The sequence below is a fragment of the Dulcicalothrix desertica PCC 7102 genome (assembly GCF_003991905.1).
In the GTDB taxonomy this organism is placed as follows: Bacteria; Cyanobacteriota; Cyanobacteriia; order Cyanobacteriales; family Nostocaceae; genus Dulcicalothrix; species Dulcicalothrix desertica.
The window spans coordinates 225,733-249,591 of record NZ_RSCL01000006.1 but is presented as its reverse complement, the minus strand read 5'-3'; the positions used below and the strand labels follow the sequence as shown (position 1 = coordinate 249,591).

The window sequence follows — 23,859 nt, the reverse complement described above, 5'->3', positions numbered from 1 at the left end:
AAAGGAATAGTACTCCTAATTTTCATACTATGACACTATTATCAGTTGATAACTCTCTTTGAGCATATTTATAAAGAAAATATAAAATTAATAAGTTATGTAACGATAAAGATACGTTTTGTATCATAGAGAAAAATATATAGTTAGTAAGTGTTTACGTGTTTTAGTAGACCCTCACAGGCATCAACGAGTAAATCAATAACTTGGTTAAATCCTTCGGCACCACCATAATAAGGGTCGGGGACTTCTTTAAGGGTGTGTCGTGAACAGAAGTCACACATTAATTTGACTTTATGATGATATTTTGAAGAGGTATCGACGGCTAAAATATCAGCGTAGTTGTCTTTATCCATAGCTAAAATCAAGTCAAAGTCTTCAAAATCAGACACAGAAAACTGTCTAGCTCGACCTTGGAGTTTAAAACCTAATTTTGAAAAAGCAGCAGCGCTCATGCGACGGTCGGGTGCGCTGCCAATATGGTAACTTGAGGTGCCCGCAGAATCACACACAATACTATGACTTAAACCATTCTCATTAATTAAATGGTTCATGATGTTTTCTGCTGATGGAGAGCGACAAATGTTACCAAGGCAGACAAATAGTAGCTTGTATGTCATGAAAATTGATTTTTTTTATGGTTGATGGTAATGGCGAACAATCAATTATTGTATACCCGACTAAAATAAGTCGGGTATATTATCAGACTAAAATCCAGGTAATTCCAGACCGCTAGTCAATTCTTCCATCCGCTCACGCATTGTTGTTGTGGACTTGTTGTAAGCGTCTTTCATCGCAGCAGTAACTAGGTCAGAGAGTACATCTGCTCCTTCATTTAAAGCATCAGGAGAAATTTCAACCCGTTTGGGTTCTTGGTTGCCGCTAACAACTACTTTAACCATACCACCACCAGCTTCGCCCTGAATGGACATTGCTTCCAACTCTTCTTGGAGTTTCTTGGCGCCTTCTTGAACTTGCTGTGCTTTTTTAAAGGCATCAGCCAATTCCTTCATTTTACCTAAACCGAATCCAAAACCTTGTCCTTTACCTGTCATAAATTGGGCGCTCCGCGTATCTCTTAATTATCAAATCTATTTAATTATAGATGTGGTAGGTAAATTGACCAGTTTTTATACGCAAGAAACCACTTCGTCTCTAGAACCTTTGTCCAATTCCAACTTGAAGACGACTTTCACCTTGGTCATTAAAACCGTAGTCCGCACGTAATAACCCTAAAGGAGAATCAAATCGAACACCGGCGCCATAACCAAATCCACTTCCAGGTTTACCACGTACTCCAGCAGGGTTGCCAACAACAGTATCTCCAGAACCTAAATCAGAAGCATAATCAGCAAAAAGTACACCACCTAAAGCTTGGATAATTGGAAAACGATATTCAGCAGAAGCTAATACGTAACTACGACCACTACCAACATTACCAGCGTCATATCCTCGCACGGAGGTTGGACCACCTAATGAAAATGCTTCATATGGAGGTAAGTTACCTAATACTGTACCTGCTTGGAGATTAACGGCGAAAACTTGAGGTTGCTTACTTTGATAAAGTTGGACAGGTACAAATTGGCTGTAAGTAGCTTGAAGCTTGTTCATCGAGATGTTACCGTTACCCAGAGGAACAGATTGTTCGGTGCTGAATTTGAGAATAGAACCGTTAGTAGGGTTGAGAGGATTGTCGCGACGGTCTTTTATAGCTGTCAATGAAACAGTCGCTAAGTCATCAATACCCGTTCCACTTCGAGTTAAAGAATTACCGAGTTCGTCTTTTGGAGTAATTTTGCCATCACGGTCGCGTGTACTAACACGTTCGTAGTTAAACCCTAATGAAGTATTCCAATCATCAATAGGACGTTGAAAGCTGACGCTACCACCAACTTTGCTCTCACGGATTCTGTCACCATTCGCTAACTTGACATCACCATTTAAAATGTCTGAAAGTCCATTTTTACGAAAAGCGTTGATAGTGTAACCAATGCGGTTGGGTTCAGTTTCACGGTAAGGACTGTTAAAAGTACTATCGAATAGCAAATCACGGCGCCCGACCTGAACATTTGCACTTAAAGTATCATTTATACCACCAACGTTCCGGTCTTGGTAGTTGAGTGTACCCAGAATACCTTGGTCAGCGTTATAGCTTCCCCCTAAATTTATCGAACGGGCACTTATTTCTTTGACTAAATAAACTACATCGGTTTTATTTGCATCACCGTCGAGTGTGACATTTACGCTTTCAAATAAACCCATTCCATATAAACGCATTACGTCTTGACGGACAATATCATCTTTAAATACGTCACCCGACTTTAACTTTAATTGTTTAGCGATGAAGTCAGTTTTTGTACGTCCAGTTACGGGTTTACCTTTACTGTCAACTGTTTCACCCTCGTCATTTACAAACTTAAACTTGATGTCACTTACTACCCCTTCGCCAACATTGACTGTTAATATACCTTGTCGGTCGGGTTGAATCGAGATAACACGCGCAAGACTGTAGTTATTATCTTTGTACCATTGGTTGATTTTTTGTACCGTTTGCCGTAAAGCTGATGGACTAATATCTTTATTAAGTTGTTCTTTTAATTGTTCGAGCGCAACTTGATATGTTAAAGCTTTGGCGCCAGATAACTGTATAGACCGTACAATCAAAGGCTGTACTTGGTACACAACTCTTAATCCAGTTGGTGTACTTGTACTATTTACACGTGCGCTGCTAAATAATTGTGTATTTAATATTGCTGTAACATCTTTTTGGGTTTGAGCAATACTTGTGTCTCCCCCAACTTTAGTTTTAATAGTTTGACGAATAATATCTTGTAATTCCTGACTGGCGCCGACTATTTGTACATCAACTGCTGGCACTACCAGGTTTGGGTCTTCTGATATAGGTGCTTGTATGGGTTGTTGTACAGTTGGTTTTACGGTAGGTGCAGGTGCAGGTTTTGCACTAGTTCTGACTGAAGGAACAGGAATAGAGACGGGTGCTTTTGTTTGAGTTGCTTGTATTGAGGGAACAGAAATAGGGACAGGTGCTTTTGTTTGAGTTGCTTGTATTGAGGGAACAGAAATAGGGACGGGTGCTTTTGTTTGAGTTGCTTGTATTGAGGGAACAGGAATAGGGATGGGTGCTTTTACTGTATTTGTAGCTGGCTGAGTTTTAATAACTACAGTCGAATTGTTATTAATACGACTTTGCACACTGCCAGTATTCTGGGAGAATTGTGGGGAATCATTGGTTTCTGGTTGAGCAATAGTCTCTGGTACTGCCGACAAAGTGCTTTCTATTGTTGGCACTACTATATTATTATTTGTGCTTGCAGGCGCCTTTGGGTTAGTAGGAGCAGCAATTGCTTGGTTAGAAAAATTGCCAGTAGAAACACTGGCGAGTGTTAAAATCGCAGCCTTATAAACTCGCATAAAATTTGCCTGATTTAACTGGGAGTTAGTTGTAGCGAGGTAAAGCAATGGGGACACTACTAACTTCCAGCACCAAAGAAATGCTTGTCTTCCCCATTTCTCCTCTTAACTTAATTAGACAGTTAAGTAGTGCTAAATGTTCCAATACATACACCACTTTCACTTCCTATTTCTTAAGTGATTATTAAAATATGAGTTCACAGCTACAGTTACTGGTATTGAGCAACGGTCACGGCGAGGATATAATCGCGAGTAAGGTTGTACAAGAACTACTACAGTTAGAAGATTCGCCGCAAATTTCCATTTTCCCGTTGGTAGGGGAAGGACATGCATATAAAAAATTTGATATAGAGTTTATTGGTGCTGTACAAGCAATGCCCAGTGGTGGGTTTGTGTATATGGACTCGAAGCAGTTGGTACGCGATGTTAAGGGTGGTTTGGTACAGCTAACGCTGAATCAAATTAAGACTATGAAGCAATGGGTGAAGGCACAAAAGGCTTTAGGCAAAAAAAGTGCTATTTTGGCAGTCGGTGATATTGTTCCGCTGCTGTTTGGATTCTTTAGCGGTGTCAATTATGCATTTGTAGGAACTGCAAAGTCTGAATACTACGTGCGCCTTTCGGAAGTTAAATTATTAAAGAGAAACAATAAAGGCGCCTACTGGGAAAACTTTTCAGGTTCAATTTACCATCCTTGGGAGCGCTGGTTAATGACGCGGCGCCGTTGTAAAGCTGTGTTTCCTAGAGACTCATTAACAACAGAGATTTTACAAAAAATGGGTGTAAGAGCATTTGGCTTAGGCAACCCAATGATGGATGGACTAGAACCGTCGTTCCCTACATACCGTACTTACAGTATTGACGCAGAACACAAAGAGATAATTCGTCCCTTAGTTGTGACATTACTACCCGGTTCGCGCGCTCCCGAAGCATATGCAAACTGGGAGCAAATCATGATTGGTGTATCTTCGTTATTGGAAATAATGCGCGCTGATACAGCTACACATACTTCTAGAAGCTTGGTACTATTAGGCGCCATTACTCCGAGTCTCGATTGTAATATTTTCTCTAATACTCTGACTTCACAGGGTTGGCGCCAAATTTCATTAGAAGAACTACCTTTCAAATTTTCTGATAATAAAGCTTTGACATTCAAACAAAAAAATGCATACTTCGTCTTAACACAAAACGCTTATAACGACTGCTTGCATATGGCTGATATGGCAATAGCAATGGCAGGAACAGCAACAGAACAATTTATTGGGTTAGGTAAACCAGCATTCACAATACCAGGTAAGGGTCCACAATTTACAAAAGGATTCGCCGAAGCCCAAAGTCGTCTTTTAGGAGATTCGGTAATTTTAGTTGAACAAGCTGCTGATATTGGTAAACAAGTGCAACACTTCTTCGCTTATCCCGACAAACTACACGTAATTGCTGAAAATGGTTTGCGAAGAATGGGTAGAGCAGGCGCCGCACAACGTATCGCCCAATGTATCATAGATAAATTAGGTTAGAACATACGTATATTTAAAATATAATAATGTAATGTGGTGGTCATGTAGAGACGTTACATGTAACGTCTTTACGACGGCGCCATTCAATAACAAATTTGATTTTTTATGAGGTGATGCAATGGTAATCGAAGCCAAAATAACATCTCTACCTGATCACACACAGCTACCATGTGAAGACGGCACTTTCGTGAAGAACTTTCAGGAGCATCCCCAAAGTATTTTACTTACCGATTCAATTCAACCGCGTTTGCAACAAATTCATCCCGATGGGCAATATTGTATAGGGCAAGACTGTGGCATTTACTGGCGAGTCACCCAACCTCCCGAACGCGGAGCAGAGGCGCCTGACTGGTTTTATGTGCCTAATGTACCACCAACATTGAACGGGGAACTGCGTCGTTCTTACGTGCTATATCAGGAATTTATCCCCCCTTTGATAGTATTAGAGTTTGTTTCAGGTAATGGTGAAGAAGAACGTGATAAAACTCCATATGATGGAAAGTTTTGGATTTATGAAAATGTAATTCGCCCAGCGTATTATGGCATCTACGAAGAAAAGAAGGCATCTGTTGAAGTTTATGAACTGGTTGCAGGAAAGTATCAAAGAATGCAACCCAACATCAGAGGACACTATTCTATTGCACCACTGGGTGTAGAACTAGGTATCTGGCAGGGATATTACCTGAATGCGAATTTGCCTTGGCTGCGCTGGTGGAATAATGATGGTATTTTGCTACCAACAGGTGACGAACGCGCGGAAGCTGAACATCAACGTGCGGAACAAGCAGAACAAGAAAACGCTCGTTTACGTGAGAAACTTCGCAGCTTGGGCATAGACCCAGATGCAGTGTAGGCACTTCCAAATCTAGGATACCTAGAAAAGTAATACTATTACCGTTCTCATTACCACGGTAAAACTACTGAAACGTACTGATATCTTTGTCAAATACTTCAGGATTTACCCGGAAGATTTTTCTAGAAACATCATGATAACTTACACATTAGCGTTCCTCTGCTATCGAGGGCGGTTGCAGTCCGTCCTCCAGCAGTTTTTCTCCAGTTTAGCTCACGAAGCGAGCAACTGCCCTATTTTCATGCAGAATTTGCATTATTGAATAATTATACGCGCCAAGTTTTATACTATCGAATCTTTAAAGCAATCATTATCTACTCCAGTAGTATCACGTCTTAATTTAGTAAATATGTACGATTAAGCCTTAAATATTTAAATTGCAGTTTTTATGGCGGATACATACAGTGTACTTGAGCTTCGGGATGTAAGTTCATCTCTGGCTCATCTATAATAAGCAAATCGTTTGGTTCTGCTAAGTATCTCAGGCATAAAAGTAATGGTGCGAGTTCTTTAACCATTGAAGAAGAAACTTGCATTTCAAGACTGGCGCCATTATTTAAAGGATGAAATACTATTTCATTTTGCAATTTTGATGAGTCAATCTCAATATTGCCGTATAATATATTACGTTCTAACGCTTGTGCCAAGTCAATATAATCTTGAATTTTTGAGTTTTCTTGTGCTTGCTGTTTTCTGGTAATATCTTCTATAGTAGAGGCTTTTGCTATAACTTCTATTAAGCTTTGAATAGCAGCATTTCCTTTAATTCTTGGTTTGTTATCTTTGCTTGTTTTCTGTTCATCTGCGTTTTCATTTAATAATTCGCGAAGCTTAATTAATTTAATTAATACTTTTTCTTGGTTGTGATTGACTTTTGTTTCGGATATATCTTCTTGTTCAATGTCTTGAATAAGCTTATCGATATTGAGCTTTATTTCTTTTGTATTAAAAGCGAATGGAAAGCCTGTATAAGCTGTTCTCTCAGTTGGAAATATATAAGTATATGAGTATAAGCATTTATGGATTATCTCAAAAATTGTTTCAGAGAATATCTCTTTAAAAACTTTTTCTAATACTTGAGGAGTTTTTTTGGAATCTCCCTCATAAATAATGAAAAAGTAAATGTCATTTTCTCCTTGCTGTTTTATGATTTTTACGGTAAATTGGGAACCAAATGATACGTGCTTGTCTAAAGAATAATTTTTAATTTTATCAATGATATTAATTTTTGAATTTGATAATTCAATATCTAATTTTAGGTTTTGGAAGTTAGCTCTCTCTGTATTTAAATATTCTGGTATCCAATCAGGCGCCAAACTAGATACATCATTGATATACTTATCAGCGCAGTTATTTGCAAATTCGATTAAATCTATTTGAGTACTTCCTATTTGTAGAAAAGTGTCAAAAGCGTTTTCTAATAGTTCGTATTTAATGTGGGTTTTATTATATGCTTTTATATATTTGTCAAATCCGTACTGACCAAATATTGATGCTAGTGTATAGGCAGTCCATGTTTTTCCTGTGCTGTTGGCGCCAACAAATATTGTAAGCGGTTTTAGGTTAATCTCTGCTTGCTCTATAGCTCCTAAGTTAGATATTTTTATTCTCATAATCTAAAACTAAAAATTTCTTACTTATATTTTAGGATGGGTTTACGTTATTGACCTCTCTGTGTACTCTGTGTCTCTGTGGTAAAAAAATACATTAATGCACAGGCAAGGATGCCTGTGCTACAAGATTATGGTTTTTGGACGGTGATTATTTCGCTGGTGGATATTTTAGCTTGACGTGCGGGACTTGGCAAAAGTTCGGTTGGTGAGGCTGTAGCTACACCCCATTCTGTTGTTTTTTTGGTAAGAAATGTGTCTTGCTCTTTGCGGTATTTAACTAAGTCTCCGCTTTTGTTCATTATTGCAAACCATACTGTGCCTTGGTTTTGTGTGGGTAATGCTCCAACTAGCGCACTGACGGTATCCAAACTACCTGATTTGACTACAGAGAATTTGGGAATTTTTCGCTGTTCTAATACTCCTTTATCTTGTCCTGTGACTGTAAATACATCGGCAACTGTCATGTTGTATTGTTGAAGATGTTTTTCTATGGCTCGAAACATTCCTACTGCTGCACGGGGTGATATTTTATTTTCGTAGGTTAAGCCGGAACCGTTGATAAGATAAATTTCGTTTTGTGGCACTTCTGCTGCTTCTGACGCTTTTTGTGATACTACTGAGGCGCCTCCTACTGCATCAGCAAACATGTCAGCCATTGCGTTGTTGCTATAATTGTTCATTTTTTTGAGCAATTCAGCAACGGGATAAGAGTTATGACGTACTAATAATTTGAAGTTTGGAGGTACTGTTGCATCTGTTTTGACTTTACCGTTGATTATGACTTGCGGTTTTGCTGTACCTGCTGGTAGCGTTGCGTATATATTGTTAACCTGACGATTCCAAAGACGACTGTTTAAAGCTGTTTGAAACAATCTGCCGACTGTATCTGAACTACGGCTAAAGTTCATATAGAACTTATCGACAAGTACTAAATTACCAGTTACTCGCTTAATACCCATTTGGTTAAGGGTATTACCCACACCAATAGCTTCTTCCCAAACAAAAAACGGGTCTTGACCCCCTTGAACTATTAAGTCACCCTTTAATACACCATTTTCAATTGTTCCATTTGTACCAATTTGCGTTACAAATACATGGTCGGGTCCAAAAGTCTTTAATGTTGCCAGTGTTGTGGCTACTTTAGATATGGAAGCAGCGGTAATTGGGACGGTTCCTTGATGATTTGCTAAAAGCTTATCACCCGATTGCATCCAAACTCCATGCGTTTGTTGATTGGAACCCAGTGGAGCTATGGATTTTAGATATTGCTCAACTTTTGCAGTTGTCGCTGGGTCAGGGTTTTCTGGTGCTACTATTAAGGGTATTGGCTTTTTTATTGGCGCCACTGCATTGACAACACCATTCAATGCTGAAGATGCATTCGAGTCCGAGTTAGAGGAACATCCACTTACAAGTGCGAGTAGGCTACAAGACAGCGCTGTAGTAAAACAAAGGATTTTTTGCATGATTACTGAGTTGGTGGACTCTGGCAATATTTGAAATCGCAAAGTCAACGAAACACTCTAATTAACTTTGCAGTCAAGGAAAAATCATACTCTGTAAACGAATAACATTTCAAAAAAATATTTCAAAAAATTGTTTTTTTATTGTGGAGACACGATTAATTGTAGAGACGCGATTAATCGCGTCTCTACGGGTATCAACTTTTACCATGTAATGTGTCGCAGCGCTGCATTTGGTCGATAAATACCCACCCTTGAGTACCATCAGCTAATCTAACTTGAACGAAATCGCCTTTTACCTTCATAAATAAGACTTTTTCGCCAGGATTTAATTGCTTGATGGCGCCAACTTCGGTTTGCGGTTCGGGACGAAGTTTGGCAGCATAATTACCTCCTGTAGGAGTAATGACCCTACAGAGCTTTGGTTGCTGTGAAATAAAACTCTGCTCAGAATAATTTTTGCCTGCACTACCTGTTTGAAGACAAACGAAACCACCAACTGTACTAATAGCAGCAGCCATACTCATTCCTAATATTAAAGGTTTTCGCTTTGGTGCTGAAATAACTGCTCTTGTAGATGCGTCCTTACCACTGCGGTGCGAGTAAACAAGTTTTTGCGGTGGTGCTGTTTTGGTTATGGGTTCTGATACTGGTTGACTCGATATTTCTGGTGTATGAGAAATAACATTATTAGTTGTTTGTGTTGTTTGTGTTATTTGTGAAATATCTACATTTGAAGGTCTAACTGGTTCTTCGTTTAGGACTTGCTTGACTGTAATCGCGCTTACCTTCAATTGTTGTCTACCTAAACGGATGTTACTTTTATTCGCTAATGGCATTTCGCCTGCTAATAGCAAGTTGCCATCGACAATTGGGGGATTTTGCTGGCGTAAGTTTCGCAGGTAAAATTTTTGCTTTACTGTGTTGAAAAATATTTCAGCGTGCAACCCAGATACAGAAACATCGGGTATAACGACATCACACAATTGGGGGTCGCGTCCAATCCGAATTCGACCTTGATTTTTGCTTTCGCGATTTTCTTCAATCGTACAACTTTTTAGTTCTCCATTTTCATACCACGAGAGCGTTAACTCATGCAAATCATGAGTTTGTGGTGTGGGAGAAGGCGCCTTTATTGTAACAGTTGGCGCCTCAACGAGATTTCGTAACTCTTGAAGTGCATATTTTACTTCTTGTACCGTTTGGTAACGGTCTTTGAAGTGATAGCGAGTCATTTTGTCTAATACCGCAGCTAAACCAGGTGTGACAGGGACTAAATGTTGCCATAAAGTTTCCCCTGTGTTTGGGTCGTCTTGTAAAGACCGGGGATTAACTCCTGTTAATGCTTGAATCCCCATCATTCCTAAAGCATAAATATCACTACTAGGACGCGGTAAACGTCGAATTTGCTCGGAAGGCATATAGCCAGGAGTCCCTACAGTTATAGTTACTCGCTGCTGATGCGATGCCACTGCTGTCGAACGTATTTGCTTAATGGCGCCAAAATCAATCAAAACTAATTTTTGATCTGATGCACGACGAATAATATTATCAGGCTTGATATCACGATGTATCACACCTTGCGAATGGACTACTTCAAGAATATTTAATAGTTCAAGAAGCATAGACAATACTTGCCCCTCAGTCCACATGACCCCAGGAATTAATTCATGACTAAGAGTGTGGCCAATAATTAACTCAAGAATTAGGTAAAATTCTTGATTCTCTTCAAAAAAAGCTAACAATCGAGGTATTTGGTCAAAAGTTCCCAGATGCTGAAGACAAGAAGCTTCACGTTGAAATAATTTCCTCGATGTTTCTAAAACTTGGGGGTCGGTACATGAAGGTTTGAGATGCTTGAGGACACACTGCGGATGACCGGGTAGGTGAATATCCTCAACAATATAGGTCTGTCCAAATCCTCCCTCACCCAACACTTTAATAACCCTGTAATGCCCTGCGAGTAACTGACCTATCATGTGTAAGTAGCGTGACTATCGTAAATATTACTGTAGTTAATAAACCGTCAATTCATTATAAACCTACTTTTTGCGTTCCTGACTGCCCTTTTAATTTTAAGGCGCCGTATCAGAACAACGTTTGTGCAAATTTAATCGTGAATTTTAAGATGACGGCTCAATTTCATTAATTAACAGGCGTTCTGTGGTGCGTGTTTTGAGGTCGCATCTCACAAGAGTAAATTGCGTGCGTAGATACATTAATAGTAGATACATTAATAAAATTGCCTGGTTAGTCAATCAATAACAAATCTGACCATCCACTGTTGCCAGTTTGGCAGCTTTTACAAAATTTTATATGAGTCATAAAAATCGTATCACCTACTACATTAATGAAACATGCTTAAAACTGTAGCAGCATACATTAAAATTTAAAAGTATTATTTGTATAAAAATAAAATATTCGCCTACAAATAACTGTAAAATTCAGTACTTCATAAGTTCTACTAATTACCAAAAACGACTGACGGGGCAACGCACTAGTATCCGTCTCACATTTTTCTAATCGTTTATGAGAATACAGTAATAAATACACCCAAATAAAGCTAAAAGTTTAATAATATGTTACGAACATGTAAGTTAAGCAGATTCGGCGCCTAATTTGTACATAGTTTGTAAAATATGTTCGGCTTGTGTTTCGTCGCCTAAGTCTTTATAAATTTGGTATGCTTGACGGTAGTGATGAATTGCATCACGATGTTGACGCAGTTTTTGGAAAACGGCGCCAAGTACAAACTCAACTTTGGCCCTTTCTGCATTAATTTTGAGTTCCTGGGCAAGAATTGACGCAGTGCGTAAAAAACCTATAGCTTTTGCGTACATGCGTTCGCGGTAATATATAGTACCAATATTAAAAAATAATTGCTGTTGACTTTGCTTGGCGCCGATTTCCTCTAAAATAGAAAGCGACTGTTGATAAAAAGTTAAAGCTTTATTTGTATTACCCAGATTTTGGTATGTAATGGCAATTCGAGATAAAGCAGCAGCCTCACCATATCGATTGCCAATTTCACGACTAATATCTAAAGATTCTAAATTGTATTGAATTGCTTGCTTAAACTGACTAGTTTGACTGCAAACATCGCTTAATGCCTGTAAAATGGCGCTTTTGACACGTTTTTCACCAATCGAGCAAGAAATGGATAGTGCTTTTATTAAAAAATATGAAGCCTTCACATATAAGTTTTGCCCTTTATAAGCTTGTCCCAAACTATGAAGACTAACCATCATTAAATCTTTATTATCATTCTCGTGAGCGATAGCATATGCTTCAGAGCAAAAACCGATGGCCATTTCCCAAGCACGCAGTTGGAGGTAAACACTACCAAGGTTAACGAGTGAATCACCAATACCCTTAGTGTCTTTTAGCTGACGTGCGATAGAAAGTGCTTTTTGCTCATATTCTAAAGACTTGTGAAAATCTCCCAAAAACTGATAAGCATTAGCTAGAGACGAAAGCGCGCTTTTTTCCCAGTTGCGTTCATTCATTTCGCAAGCAATAGTTAGCTGAAGTCGGAAGCACTCAATTGCTTTTTGATACTGACCCAGGTTTTGGTAGCTTGTACCTTCTCCCCAAAATCCTGCAATTTGGAGTAAGCGATTTCCCGTCTCACGTGTTATTTGTATCAAACGTGAAAAATAATTAATTGACTCATTAAACTTACTTAACTGACGAAAGCAATTTGCTGTGTTGTATAAAGAAACTTCTTGCTGACTTTTATCGTCTAGTTGTACAGCAATTTCTAAGATGTGCTGATGGTACTTCAGTGCTTCGGCAAACTCAAATGAACTTTCATGGGCAGCAGCGAATTGACTCAAGCAGTGTATTCGCGCGTTGTCGTCTTGAAACTGCCAGTTAGTAGGCATTTCGACCATGTTTAAAAGTTTCGGTTGAGAATCTTGAGTCATTAGTAGATGTATGTGTGTAGGATTTACATGCAGTCTAAACAGATAAAACGAACAAATAGATATGACTATATTGCTATGCAGCCAGAAAACGTTTTAGTTAGAAATCACTAGTTTACCTCATGTTAGTTTTACTATCGTATGCAATACAACGTTTTTAATGTTGTATATAAAACACCTGCCCTCATAACTCTGGGTAATGTATTAACAACAACATTCATGGGCTTACAGCATAGAAGTAAGTTAAGTACAAATATATTTTAGTCAGCGTATTCTTACATCCTCCACTATAAATATCTATGCTGGGTAAAAAACAGCACTTTCTTTAAAGTTTCACTCCTTTCACAGGTCTATGAAGCAATAATAATTATCTTTCTCTCAAGTCATGGCAGGGTAATGTCCCCTCACTCATGTATAAAAGCAGCGCAGACTATTTTATACTTAATGCAGCTAAGTACATTAATCATCCAATAGTCAAATAGTAGTTTGTGCATAATCTTAGAAACCGGGTTTCTTGATTAATATTGTAATAAAGACGGAATTTGCGTAGAAACCCGGTTTCTTTGAAATTACACAAAACGAGCATTACTTCTTTATTGATATTTATGGGGACTTACAGTGGTGGATAAAGCCATTGATGAAAGTACTTTTACACTTCGCTGCTGCAATTACGCTTTTTGAAGACTTGCCTTATTTGCGTGCGTTGTCAGAGCGTAATATCGAGAATTTATTCCACAGTCACAAATCCTCAAGCCATAATTCTATGTATCTATATAACCGATACATAGAATTAGGTAACACCTAGGCTGACGGCGCCGAGCTTAACTACTTTAATATTTATACTGTGGTGTTGTGATGCCATGATAAACCCTCAAATAACATCACAATCTAATAGCCGGAGCGCACCATTAACAATTTAAAATGACAGGCGCCTCCCCAACACCACCTTCAATTACAATCCGTCTTGTTGCGTTTAATAGGCATAGCAAACTTACTGCCTTCTTGGGTATTTTCTTTCGTTGCTTCAGAGTACGGCGCCGCTTCCGCTTTACGCAGTGAGAGTGCTTCAGCTTTCATTTTCTTACTAGCTTTAAGAAACTTCGGCGCCTCAAGTAATGGCATTTGAGCAAGTGACTCGAAGCCAAATGCATTTTTGTAAGGAAGGAACTTAGCTATTATAGAAACAAAGTATGGTCGTCCCTGCTCTTCTTTTGGCGCCTTGGGATTAAATCTAAATGGTGGTACAAGTGCATCCTTCCAAAATAAAGGAATATGACTTGCTTTCATGAACTTAACCCGTTTACTAACATCTGATTTTTTTATATATTCTAATCTTTGCTCTGTGAAGTTTTTGAAAACAGAAATACAAGGAGTCTGGCACACAGGGATAAATTGCCATATACCACTTAATTTAAATTGAAGGTCTTTTAGTTCTCCATACATCCCTTCATTATTTCCAGAGTCAAATGCTACAAGCTGGAATCCTATTTGATGGGGTTTATCTCGTCCTGGGAAGTGAATTATTTTGGGATAAACTATTAAACGATAATTATTATTTCCAGTATTAGCTATATGCTTTCTTAGGGCATCAAAAGCTACTGAACCTTTATTATTGGGTATGTAGAATAATGGGTATTTATTACCACTAAGTGTGACGGTGGCAGACCTTGTATCTTCTATGAACTCCACTACACCTGAAATTATACCTACTGCTGTAAATAATAATTCTGAACCAGGTTTGTCAGAATCTTTTTCTGTGGGTGTACTAGGGGGGATAACTTCTATATCCTTTTTAGGCTTGATGATTGGTGATAGCACCCGTTTATCTTGATTATCTGACATAGAATTTTTTTTATTAATTATATAACACTAGCTTACGGCGCCGTCATAAGTCACCCACGCGCATTACAAAATTTACCCCTTTACCTCAAGGTAAGGTGTATCGAATGTGGGCATATGTTGATGGGCAAAGGTTGATTGTACTCGATTTACACCAGACTCTACTGGTAAAGTTACGCAAGCAATTCCTTTAGAAAATTGGGGAACAGGTAATGACTGGTAGTGTTTCGTTGTAAGTTGCGTGAAATAATTAATACCTAGTACTTTTCTATTTACATGGATGATGTGATAAATTTTAAGGCACTTAGGGAACTGATGCCATGTGAAATTATCGAGTGCTAGTGAAATTACAATATAAAGCCTCTCCCCTTGCAGGGGAGAGGTTTGGAGAGGGGTTTTTTATCAATAGACTTAACCCAATTCACAGGCAAGGATGCTTGTGCCACAATTCTACAATTCTACAATTCTACAATTTGAGAATTAATGATGGTGATGGTGATGGTGATGTGCTGCTAGTTGAGGGTTTACACTTACAGCTTCGGTTGCTAGTAACTCACCAATATTTTTATCTGCCCAATGTGCGACCATTGCTAAGAAGTCATCATTATCATTTACACAAGGCATTTGGATATAATTTACACCCTTATGTTTTTTCTCCAATGCGTGGATGATATGGTGAACGTCTAATAATGTTTCATGGTTTTCGGTTGCAAACCCGATAGGCATAAATACTATAGCTTTGGCGCCAAGTTGAATCAAGTTTTTAGCAGCTTGGTCAGCACTAGGTTGTGTCCAATCAATCAAAGGTGTATCGTGATTGAGCCAACCAACAGATATTAGTGGGTAACGGTTGATTAACTTATCGCGAACTAAATCGTACAGTATTTGGCTTTCGGTAATTCCAGAAGTAAAACCTTTGGCTTTATGAGGACAACCGTGGTTCATCAACACAATGCCAATTTCTGAAGGTAAGTAAGCTGTACTTAAATCGGAGTGAATTTTATCTTCAACTAAACGCGCCATTAAATCAATATATTCAGGTTCGTTATAAAACGAAGGAATATACCGCAAACCTTTTACCCAATGTTCTTCTTGGGTATCTGTAAGTTCAGCTAAAGCTTTGTTAACTTGTTCAATAGCAATACCACTGGTAAAAATTGAATCAACTACCAGTAAAGGGTAAATGAGAATTTTGTCAAATCCTTGACTTTTGATTTCGGCTAAAACTTGATTGGGTAAGAAAGGAGCGCAAAAGTTAAACGCTTTAAAAACTTGGACGCCACTACCCCAATGAGATTGCAAGTGCTTTTCTATACCCGCACGTTGCTGTTCAAATATGGCGTTATGAGGTGAAATAAAATTATGGTGCTGATGTCCCCACTCATGCAGGTCAAACATCGCTAAGAGTTTAGCCAAAGGTGGATAAATCCAAGTAGGGACTGGGGCAAATTTCGCTGTCAGTAAATTTAAAGCTTGTTCGTTATAATTTGCAAAATCTTCGTAGCTCTCAACTTCTCCATAACCCATAAGTAATACAGCTAATCGCTGTTCTTTGGGTAGATGCTCATGCGTATGCTGTAACTTTTCGGGTGTTGCTACCACTATCGTTTCCTCAGTGCTATCTGTGTTCAGAATCGGTGTGATGCCCGTATTCTTTTCTTCACTTATATAATATTATCCTATCCAGGGGGATACGACAGGAACTACATCATTAGTAATATTTCTATAGATATACTCTTCGCAACCTCGCTAAACATGGAAGATGTAAAAATAATTAAAATTATTATTTTCTTTACCACAGAGACACGGAGAACGCAGAGTAAGAGAGGTTTTGAAGTTTGACTATTATTATTTGTCCAGGAATCCATCACCCAGCTTTAACTGAAAAGTTTGTTGCCTGTTTATACGACAAAATTATAAGTACAGCTAATATAAATTTACTAACTGTCCCAGCACATGGAATTTTACCTTTGTCAGGACTTCATATTTTCGAGTTTTTGCGTCATCGGTTAAAAAGTAATCTCGAATCTCCAGTTACATTTATTGGTTTCAGTGCTGGTGTAGTTGGCGCCATTGCAGCAGCACATCTATGGCAGCTACAATCTGGTAAAGTTGAAGCATTTATAGCTATAGATGGATGGGGAGTCCCTCTGTTTGGTGATTTTCCTATTTACCGAATGAGTCATGATTATTTTACTCACTGGAGTTCTTTACTTTTGGGTTCAGGTCAATACAACTTTTACGCAGACCCCCCTGTAGAGCATTTACAAATTTGGGAAAATCCCCAAGCTGTACAAGGTTGGTTGGTTGACTCAAAAATTAACCCCCCATGTCAACAGGGACTAAGTGCGGTTGAATTTCTATATAAGGTCATTTTAACTTCATGAATCGGGTCGTCTCTAGTAAGTTCTTAATGGGAAAACCTAGTTTATTAAGTCATGTCTCATCATAATAGCTTCTCGGACGTACTGAAAAATCGCAGTTTTATGTTGCTGTGGGTGCCAAAAAACTTGTATCCAGATAAATCAATATCTTGCCTCTTCGCGTAAGCTTTGAATAATTTCTATACTGTTAGTAGACGTTTGAGGTTGAGTAGCTCTTAGTGCTGCGCGTGATGGTAATGGACGACGTGTATGTGATATTGGTGATAACCGAGCAATTGGTTGACCGTGACGCAGAATTACCACTTCTTCCCCATCCTCAAATTGGTTAAGAAGTTGGTTTATTGTTATGGATGTATTATCCGCATCAACTTTCAGCATTGCAACAAAACTCTCGCGTAAAAAATTATGACTCTATTTCCTTGATTCTATCCTAGTTTTAATTCGTGTTTTGGAGTGAGGGATATAAGTTAACTTTTGTTCAAAGTCTTGACATATGTTGGGTTACGCGCTTCGCTGCACCCAACCTACACAGTGTTATGCAGTTACTATCCGTTACATCCGTTACATCCGTTGCCAAATTCCCACCAACTCATGACAAATAGAACTGACTAAAGAGTTAAATTACACTAAAATGATAAGTTAAATACAAAAAATAAAACTAATTTAGCCATTTGCGTGAGGTTTAGTCAGTGCGCGCGCGTACCCCAATCAGCCAACCCCAGTCTGTTGAACAGTCTCAGTCAAGCGTTGTTAAGATTTCTAAAGTAGTCAAGCCGCAACGTGTATCTGGCGGTTTCGCACTTCTTGACAGTTTGCAACGCCACAATGTTGATTATATTTTTGGTTATCCCGGTGGTGCAATTCTACCAATTTACGACGATTTGTACAAAGTCGAAGCGTCTGGAAGTACTATAAAGCATATTTTAGTTAGACACGAACAAGGCGCCGCTCATGCAGCGGATGGTTATGCTCGTGCTACAGGTAAAGTCGGAGTATGTTTTGGAACTTCGGGTCCTGGTGCCACAAACCTAGTAACAGGTATTGCAACGGCGTACATGGATTCCATACCGATGGTAATTGTCACGGGACAGGTATCACGTCCAGCAATTGGGACTGATGCATTTCAGGAAACTGATATTTACGGAATTACGCTACCAATAGTTAAGCACTCATATATTATTCGTGATACTGCTGATATTGCGCGCATTGTCGCCGAAGCTTTTTATATAGCTAGTACAGGTAGACCGGGGCCTGTATTAATCGACGTTCCTAAAGATGTAGCGTTAGAAGAGTTTGATTACACTCCTGTTGACCCAGGTAATGTGAATTTACCAGGTTATCGACCCACAGTAAAAGGTAATCCTCGTCAAATTAGTGCAGCGATACATCTAATTCGTGAAAGTCGGCGCCCTCTACTATATGTAGGTGGTGGTGCAATATCATCGAGTTCTCACGAAGAAGTCAAACAGCTAGCTGAGTTATTTAACATTCCCGTTACTACAACATTAATGGGTATCGGCGCCTTCGATGAGCATCACCCGTTATCATTGGGTATGCTGGGAATGCACGGTACTGCGTATGCGAACTTTGCTGTTACAGATTGCGACTTGTTGATTTGTGTCGGCGCCCGTTTCGATGACCGGGTAACTGGTAAACTTGACGAGTTTGCATCGCGTGCGAAAGTAATTCATATCGACATCGACCCAGCAGAAGTTGGTAAAAACCGCGTTCCCGAAGTTCCTATCGTCGGTGATGTTCGCACAGTTTTGAAAGAATTACTCAGACGCTGTAAGGAATCAGGTATTACCAACACCCCCAACCAAACCCAAGAATGGTTGAACTTGATAAATAAGTGGAAGGAAGATTATCCTTTAGCAGCACCTCAATATCCAGATAGTATTTCACCACAATCTGTAATCATTGAAGTCGCGAGTCAAGCACCTGATGCTTTCTACACAACCGACGTTGGACAACACCAAATGTGGGCAGCGCAGTTCTTGAAAAATGGCCCCCGTCGTTGGATTTCTAGTGCTGGTTTAGGAACAATGGGTTTTGGAGTCCCCGCAGCAATGGGCGCCAAAGCAGCATTCCCGAACGAAGATGTTATTTGTATAAGTGGTGATGCCAGCTTCCAAATGTGTTTACAAGAGCTTGGTACATTATCACAATACAACTTAGCTGTCAAGACTATTATTTTAAATAATGGTTGGCAAGGAATGGTGCGTCAATGGCAGCAAGCATTCTATGGTGAGCGCTACTCTTCTAGTAACATGGAAGTAGGAATGCCCGATATTATATTGCTGTGCCAAGCATATGGCATCAAAGGCATGGTAGTAAACAAGCCTGAAGAATTAAAAGATGCTATTGCCGAAATGCTCGCGCACGATGGCCCAGTAGTTATGGACGTTCGCGTTACCAAAGACGAGAACTGTTATCCAATGGTGGGACCAGGTAAGAGCAACGCGCAAATGGTTGGTTTACCAAAAGTGGCGCCGAAGGTAGATATTCAGCCCGTATTTTGTAGTAACTGCGGCGCCAAGAATTTACCCGGCAACAATTTCTGCCCAGAGTGTGGCACAAAGTTGTAACTTACTCTTGTGGAGCGGGCATCCTTGCCCGCCCTAAAACATGTGACGGGCAATATGGGCGCCCATCCCACAAGATGATTTACTTAATTTTTGGAAATCTTTAGTCGATACCATAAATATAAAGCGTCATAATATAGGAAAACCTGGCTCTCCAAAAATTATGAACATCCAACTTAAACCTGATTCGGAGCAATTGATTCAAATACAAATTGCCAGAGGTAAATATGGAAATGCCTTTATATGTTGTTAGTAAAGCATTAAAGCTATTAGATGAGTGGGAAAAAGGTTATCAAAATTGGGTTGAAGAAGCTCGTCATAAAGTAGAAGTTGCTGCCGAACAGTTAGATAGAGGTGAAGGTATTGATGGGGAAGTTGTAGTTGCGCGGCTGCGAGATAAACTACGTAAAGCCAAAGAAAATCAAGCATGAAACAGCACACTAGCTGCCTAATTTTTAGTATAGCTTTTTACCACAGAGGCACAGAGAACGCAGAGAGAAAGCTTTTTGGATACGGCGCCTGATTCCAGAAAAATATTGATTTTTGTATAAAAACAACTTGAACTCTGTGTATCTTCATTGTTATTAACATGACAGAAGATACAAAAAACAAACAAAATGATGCAATCACAAGTTGTTATTGGCATATTTTCCTGCACCCAAAATGCAGAGTTCGTTGTTAAAGCGTTGGTAGAAGTTGGTGGTTTCCAGCCAGAACAATTTTTTATAGTGGCTGATGAGGTTCGGCGCCACTTGGTAATAATGTCTGATTCTTTAGAATTAGTTAAGAGTGCAAAAGTTTTTCTTCAAGGTCGAGTTCCTTCTAAAGAGAGCGCAGAAAACGAACTGCTCCGTGGAACACAAAAAGCAGTCATCGCATCAGCTATATAAAAAAATTTAGATTTCCTTTAGATTTCCGATTTCTTTAAGAGTCGGGAATTTGAATAGCTTAGTTATTAATTTTTGGTAAACCGATGATGCGTTCAACTTGAACTGATATGTCAGGAAAAGCTAGGGGAGTAACGGTGCCTGTAGTTAGTGTAAGTTCAGTTGTGTATCGGTTATTTTGTATATCTCGAAATACTTTCAACTCAGTATTTTTGAGATTGGCAACCCAATATTCAGAAATACCAGCTTCTGCATAAGCATCTTTTTTATCACCTAAATCTTTGTTGAGGGTAGCATAAGAAAATTCAATAATCCAAAAAATATCTTCGGGATAGGGATGATGTTGTAAGTAGATGTCACCTAAAGGTTTAACAATAGCTATATCAGGAGCCGGTTCAGAGTTGTCGGGAAGGGTTATCGGTTTAGCATCACGTATTTTTACCCGTTCTCCAAGCAGTAACCGAAGATAGTCGGCAGTTTCAGTATTGTAGTAAGCGTGGGGTTCTCGTTCTGGAGGCATAACAATAATGTCGCCGCGCAATAGTTCAACGTGCTGGTCGTCAAAGATACCTGCTTCTATTGCTTGGTGATAACGCTGAATTGTCCACTTGTAGGTAGTTATAGTCATGATACTTTATAAGGGCAGATTGCGAACTGCATCAACGGCTTTTAAGGCTTCTGTTCCAAACGGTGTAGAATCACATAACTGTCGTAACTCTGCCTCACTCATATCCACTTCAAAGACAGAAAGCACCATGCGTAAGCAAGCAGGGACACAGGAATAAGGAGTTTCCTGTTTATGAAAAATGAGTTTGGATTGCATCCCGGTTTACTTCGTAGAGCTTAAGTCCTACCTGCTTTATTTCATCGAAAGGCGTGTGTGAGATAATTGCTTCTGATGAAGTACTGACTAATACGAATCCCACTTGTCCTAACGAACCAATCATCGGGTAAGCCAAAATTATAGGAACTTGCCATACCTCACCTGTAACGGAGAGTTGAGCTTGGTCGGCAGTAAAGCGGTCACCCACGTAATCGCTGATAAATAGATTAACTGCTGCTTGTGCCTGTTGAGCCGTAACTTGAGGAACGGTTTTCATCTGCTAAACTCTTATAGTAGTCACCTACATTGTAATGTCTTACTATACTTGACTATATTGGACTATATTTTGAGTAAAGTTTTATTACACTTATTTTTTAGGTCTAAATAAACTGTTTACATTTTAGCGCTAGAGCGCGTTCGCTAATTTTCCAGTGAAACTGCTTATTGATGAAAATTGATACAGCAACGGCGCCTAAAGGAAACAGTACTGGGTTCTAAGTGCAGTTTGCATCTCCGTACTACGGTATTAAAATAGATTATTTAATACTACTGTAGTACATTAATAGATAGGATTAAGATATTTACACATGTTAAAATAATTACTCAGAATAATAAATGACTACAGCTGATGAGTTAATTACGATACTTGACCGTATTCTTGGTGGAAGCCGAGACGAAAAGGACATTACCTTATTGCGTGAATATCTTGGAGCTTTTAAGGGTGGTCAAAATCAGACGCAGTTAGCTAAAAATATCGTTAATGCTAATGAAATTCAAGGACTTCACATTGGCGATATCATCAATTACCAAGGTTTGGATGAAGAAACAAAGGCAATTCTCCAAGACCTTCGAGAAATACTTCAGCACAGAAAAACTCAAACATTCCCTCAAACACGAGTTGACAAGTATGTAGCAAAAAATAACTCAGAAACACAATTAATTTTACCTGCTCCACCACCAGTTATTAAAAACTTTGAATTTGAAGTTGTGACTTTAGACGCTTACGGTAGAGAAACCAAGCGTTGCTGTGAACAGGGTGAGTATTTTATCGAAAGCTTAGGTGATAGGGTTGTTCTAGAAATAGTGTCCATCCCAAGTGGGAAATTTCAAATGGGAGCAGCAAAAAATGAAGAAGCATCCAAAGCAGAAACTACATCATCAATAAATCGTTTAGATTCATTACCTCGAATCCAAGGTGTGACAATTATCAGTTCTTCTTCTGCTTGATCAAGAGCTTCTTGAAAAATATTGAAATGGTCACAATCATAAACGAAAGTACTTCCAGGTTGCGGTTGAGGAATTTCTGATTCAAATTTATACTCTGAAATATCACCATGCTCTCGAATGTGTTCAACTAGCTGACGGGTAAGGTTTCCTTTCTCTAGCTTGTAAAGATTACCAACTAAAATAAATAATTCCTTAGCTCTCGATACAGCTACATTGAGAAGGTTCGGTCGTTTATTAATCCATGAAACACTATCTTGCGCTCGACATAACTTTGTAGATAGGATAATTACTCTTTTCTCGGAACCCTGAAAAGTGTGAATTGTGCCAATAGAGTTTTTAGAGAATCCAGAGAATTTTTGAGTTAAACGCTCTCTTAATGCCGTAGCATGAGCATTAAATGGTGAAATCACGCCTATGTCTTCTAAAGAGTAACCTTGAGTAAGTAAATGCTGAACGATCTCACATACCGCAGTAATTTCTTCTTCGTTGACATTATTCTGGATATTACCCTCAACATGATAAGCAATTAAATGTGATTTTAATAAAGAATCAACTGGGTTTGATTTTACCTTTAATCCGTAATTAGCAATAGCATTACAATATTGAATAATGCTAGGTTGACAGCGGTAATGTTCTATTAAACAAATCCCTTGACCTTTATCGTTATCTTCTCCTGTTGCTCCTGCCGCGCGATGATAGGTAGTAGCGCTATATTCTTCTTCAGGACTGTAGCGATGGTAATCATTGTCTGTTAAACCTCTATCTAGAAACGCTGTTTGACGATAGTTATCGCGCCTTTTGTCGCTTAAAGTGATGACAGGCTCAATTTGTAGAGGGTCTCCGACAATAATAGCTTTACGCGACCGCACTAATAAAGGAAAAGTTTTGTGCAGGTCAATCATTCCGGCTTCGTCTATAATTGTGCGGTCAACACACTCGGAAACCCACGGAAGTATATTTCGGATTGAAAGTAATGTACTAGTAATGGCAGGAAACATTAAACTCAAATTTTTAATATGCTCATCCAGATTCTCTGCCATTTTATTTTGGTCTTTCCAAGTTCCAGAAATAACGCTTGAATATAGTTCTAAAGAAGGTTTTACACGGTCTTTATAACGAAGTGCTTGCTGAGTGAGGATTTCCCGTGATAACTGAAATAATTCCTTGTGCTTATCATGAAAATCTTGATGAAAGGACAGGTAAAAATCTTTTAGGGAAGTAGCTAATAAGTTTTCTAAAACAACTGATTCTCTAAGTGCATTATCTCTTTGTTGCTCTGTTGTGGTTATGTCTCCAGAAAGTTTTTGTAATCTTGC

20 protein-coding genes and 2 pseudogenes are annotated in these 23,859 nt (G+C 38.9%); 7 read left to right on the top strand and 15 right to left on the bottom strand.

From position 1 onward, the window contains the following. Positions 1–143: 143 nt before the first annotated feature. From DSM106972_RS14720 to DSM106972_RS54895, 4 genes are all read right to left on the bottom strand, one after another. Entirely contained in the window at positions 144–617 is a 474-nt protein-coding gene (locus DSM106972_RS14720; RefSeq protein WP_127081410.1) for a low molecular weight protein-tyrosine-phosphatase, read from the bottom strand. Between the two features lie 87 nt (positions 618–704). Then, positions 705–1,052, bottom strand: a complete 348-nt coding sequence (locus DSM106972_RS14715; protein WP_019493019.1) for a YbaB/EbfC family nucleoid-associated protein — start codon at positions 1,050–1,052, stop codon at positions 705–707. 100 nt (positions 1,053–1,152) lie between these two features. Next, positions 1,153–3,429, bottom strand: a complete 2,277-nt coding sequence (locus tag DSM106972_RS14710; protein WP_127081409.1) for a BamA/TamA family outer membrane protein — start codon at positions 3,427–3,429, stop codon at positions 1,153–1,155. A 25-nt stretch (positions 3,430–3,454) separates the two neighbouring features. Then, the gene (locus DSM106972_RS54895) at positions 3,455–3,586 is read right to left on the bottom strand and encodes a hypothetical protein (protein WP_267901112.1); all 132 of its coding nucleotides are present in this window, start codon (positions 3,584–3,586) and stop codon (positions 3,455–3,457) included. Positions 3,587–3,620: 34 nt separating this feature from the next. On the opposite strand from DSM106972_RS54895, the gene DSM106972_RS14705 reads away from it, so the two are divergent. After that, a complete protein-coding gene (locus DSM106972_RS14705; RefSeq protein WP_127081408.1) occupies positions 3,621–4,946 on the top strand; it encodes a lipid-A-disaccharide synthase-related protein in 1,326 nt (441 codons plus the stop codon). 118 nt (positions 4,947–5,064) lie between these two features. Next, entirely contained in the window at positions 5,065–5,799 is a 735-nt protein-coding gene (locus tag DSM106972_RS14700) for a Uma2 family endonuclease (RefSeq protein ID WP_127081407.1), read from the top strand. A 386-nt stretch (positions 5,800–6,185) separates the two neighbouring features. Here the strand turns inward: DSM106972_RS14700 and DSM106972_RS14695 are convergent, their stop codons facing one another. From DSM106972_RS14695 to DSM106972_RS14665, 6 genes are all read right to left on the bottom strand, one after another. Next, positions 6,186–7,412, bottom strand: coding sequence for an AAA family ATPase (locus tag DSM106972_RS14695; protein ID WP_127081406.1), 1,227 nt, complete (start codon positions 7,410–7,412; stop codon positions 6,186–6,188). A 128-nt stretch (positions 7,413–7,540) separates the two neighbouring features. Next, the gene (locus DSM106972_RS14690) at positions 7,541–8,878 is read right to left on the bottom strand and encodes a D-alanyl-D-alanine carboxypeptidase (protein ID WP_127081405.1); all 1,338 of its coding nucleotides are present in this window, start codon (positions 8,876–8,878) and stop codon (positions 7,541–7,543) included. Between the two features lie 194 nt (positions 8,879–9,072). Beyond that, complete coding sequence (locus DSM106972_RS14685; protein ID WP_127081404.1) at positions 9,073–10,854, bottom strand: protein kinase domain-containing protein; 1,782 nt, start codon at positions 10,852–10,854, stop codon at positions 9,073–9,075. Positions 10,855–11,472: 618 nt separating this feature from the next. Next, positions 11,473–12,801, bottom strand: a complete 1,329-nt coding sequence (locus DSM106972_RS14680; protein WP_127081403.1) for a tetratricopeptide repeat protein — start codon at positions 12,799–12,801, stop codon at positions 11,473–11,475. Between the two features lie 945 nt (positions 12,802–13,746). Continuing rightward, complete coding sequence (locus tag DSM106972_RS14670; protein WP_127081402.1) at positions 13,747–14,640, bottom strand: hypothetical protein; 894 nt, start codon at positions 14,638–14,640, stop codon at positions 13,747–13,749. Positions 14,641–15,117: 477 nt separating this feature from the next. Continuing rightward, the gene (locus DSM106972_RS14665; protein ID WP_127081401.1) at positions 15,118–16,239 is read right to left on the bottom strand and encodes a ferrochelatase; all 1,122 of its coding nucleotides are present in this window, start codon (positions 16,237–16,239) and stop codon (positions 15,118–15,120) included. 236 nt (positions 16,240–16,475) lie between these two features. On the opposite strand from DSM106972_RS14665, the gene DSM106972_RS14660 reads away from it, so the two are divergent. Then, entirely contained in the window at positions 16,476–17,024 is a 549-nt protein-coding gene (locus DSM106972_RS14660) for a hypothetical protein (RefSeq protein ID WP_127081400.1), read from the top strand. 138 nt (positions 17,025–17,162) lie between these two features. Here the strand turns inward: DSM106972_RS14660 and DSM106972_RS14655 are convergent, their stop codons facing one another. Then, a complete protein-coding gene (locus tag DSM106972_RS14655) occupies positions 17,163–17,399 on the bottom strand; it encodes a type II toxin-antitoxin system Phd/YefM family antitoxin (protein ID WP_127081399.1) in 237 nt (78 codons plus the stop codon). Between the two features lie 311 nt (positions 17,400–17,710). Here DSM106972_RS14655 and ilvB point away from each other — a divergent pair, with 311 nt between their 5' ends. From ilvB to DSM106972_RS14640, 3 genes and pseudogenes are all read left to right on the top strand, one after another. Beyond that, positions 17,711–19,609 carry a biosynthetic-type acetolactate synthase large subunit gene (ilvB, locus tag DSM106972_RS14650; protein ID WP_127081398.1) on the top strand — a complete coding sequence of 633 codons (1,899 nt, stop codon included), beginning with the start codon at positions 17,711–17,713 and terminating at the stop codon, positions 19,607–19,609. A 160-nt stretch (positions 19,610–19,769) separates the two neighbouring features. Continuing rightward, positions 19,770–20,037 (top strand): annotated as a pseudogene (locus tag DSM106972_RS14645) (ribbon-helix-helix domain-containing protein). A 186-nt stretch (positions 20,038–20,223) separates the two neighbouring features. Continuing rightward, complete coding sequence (locus DSM106972_RS14640; RefSeq protein ID WP_127081397.1) at positions 20,224–20,496, top strand: hypothetical protein; 273 nt, start codon at positions 20,224–20,226, stop codon at positions 20,494–20,496. 58 nt (positions 20,497–20,554) lie between these two features. On the opposite strand, the gene DSM106972_RS14635 is transcribed toward DSM106972_RS14640, so the two are convergent. The 3 genes from DSM106972_RS14635 to DSM106972_RS14625 are packed head-to-tail and all read right to left on the bottom strand — an operon-like array spanning position 20,555 to position 21,593. Next, positions 20,555–21,121 (bottom strand): Uma2 family endonuclease, encoded by a 567-nt coding sequence (locus tag DSM106972_RS14635; RefSeq protein WP_127081396.1) that lies wholly within the window; start codon positions 21,119–21,121, stop codon positions 20,555–20,557. A 6-nt stretch (positions 21,122–21,127) separates the two neighbouring features. After that, entirely contained in the window at positions 21,128–21,316 is a 189-nt protein-coding gene (locus DSM106972_RS14630; RefSeq protein ID WP_127081395.1) for a cysteine peptidase family C39 domain-containing protein, read from the bottom strand. Further along, complete coding sequence (locus DSM106972_RS14625) at positions 21,291–21,593, bottom strand: hypothetical protein (protein WP_127081394.1); 303 nt, start codon at positions 21,591–21,593, stop codon at positions 21,291–21,293. The genes DSM106972_RS14630 and DSM106972_RS14625 overlap by 26 nt, the downstream gene beginning before the upstream one ends. A 338-nt stretch (positions 21,594–21,931) precedes the next feature. Between DSM106972_RS14625 and DSM106972_RS53460 the strand changes: the two are divergent. Continuing rightward, positions 21,932–22,147, top strand: a pseudogene (locus DSM106972_RS53460) (hypothetical protein); the annotation flags it as partial. Between the two features lie 275 nt (positions 22,148–22,422). Here the strand turns inward: DSM106972_RS53460 and DSM106972_RS14620 are convergent. Further along, positions 22,423–23,859: DEAD/DEAH box helicase (locus DSM106972_RS14620; RefSeq protein ID WP_233787890.1), on the bottom strand; the 1,437-nt coding region annotated here is incomplete at its 5' end.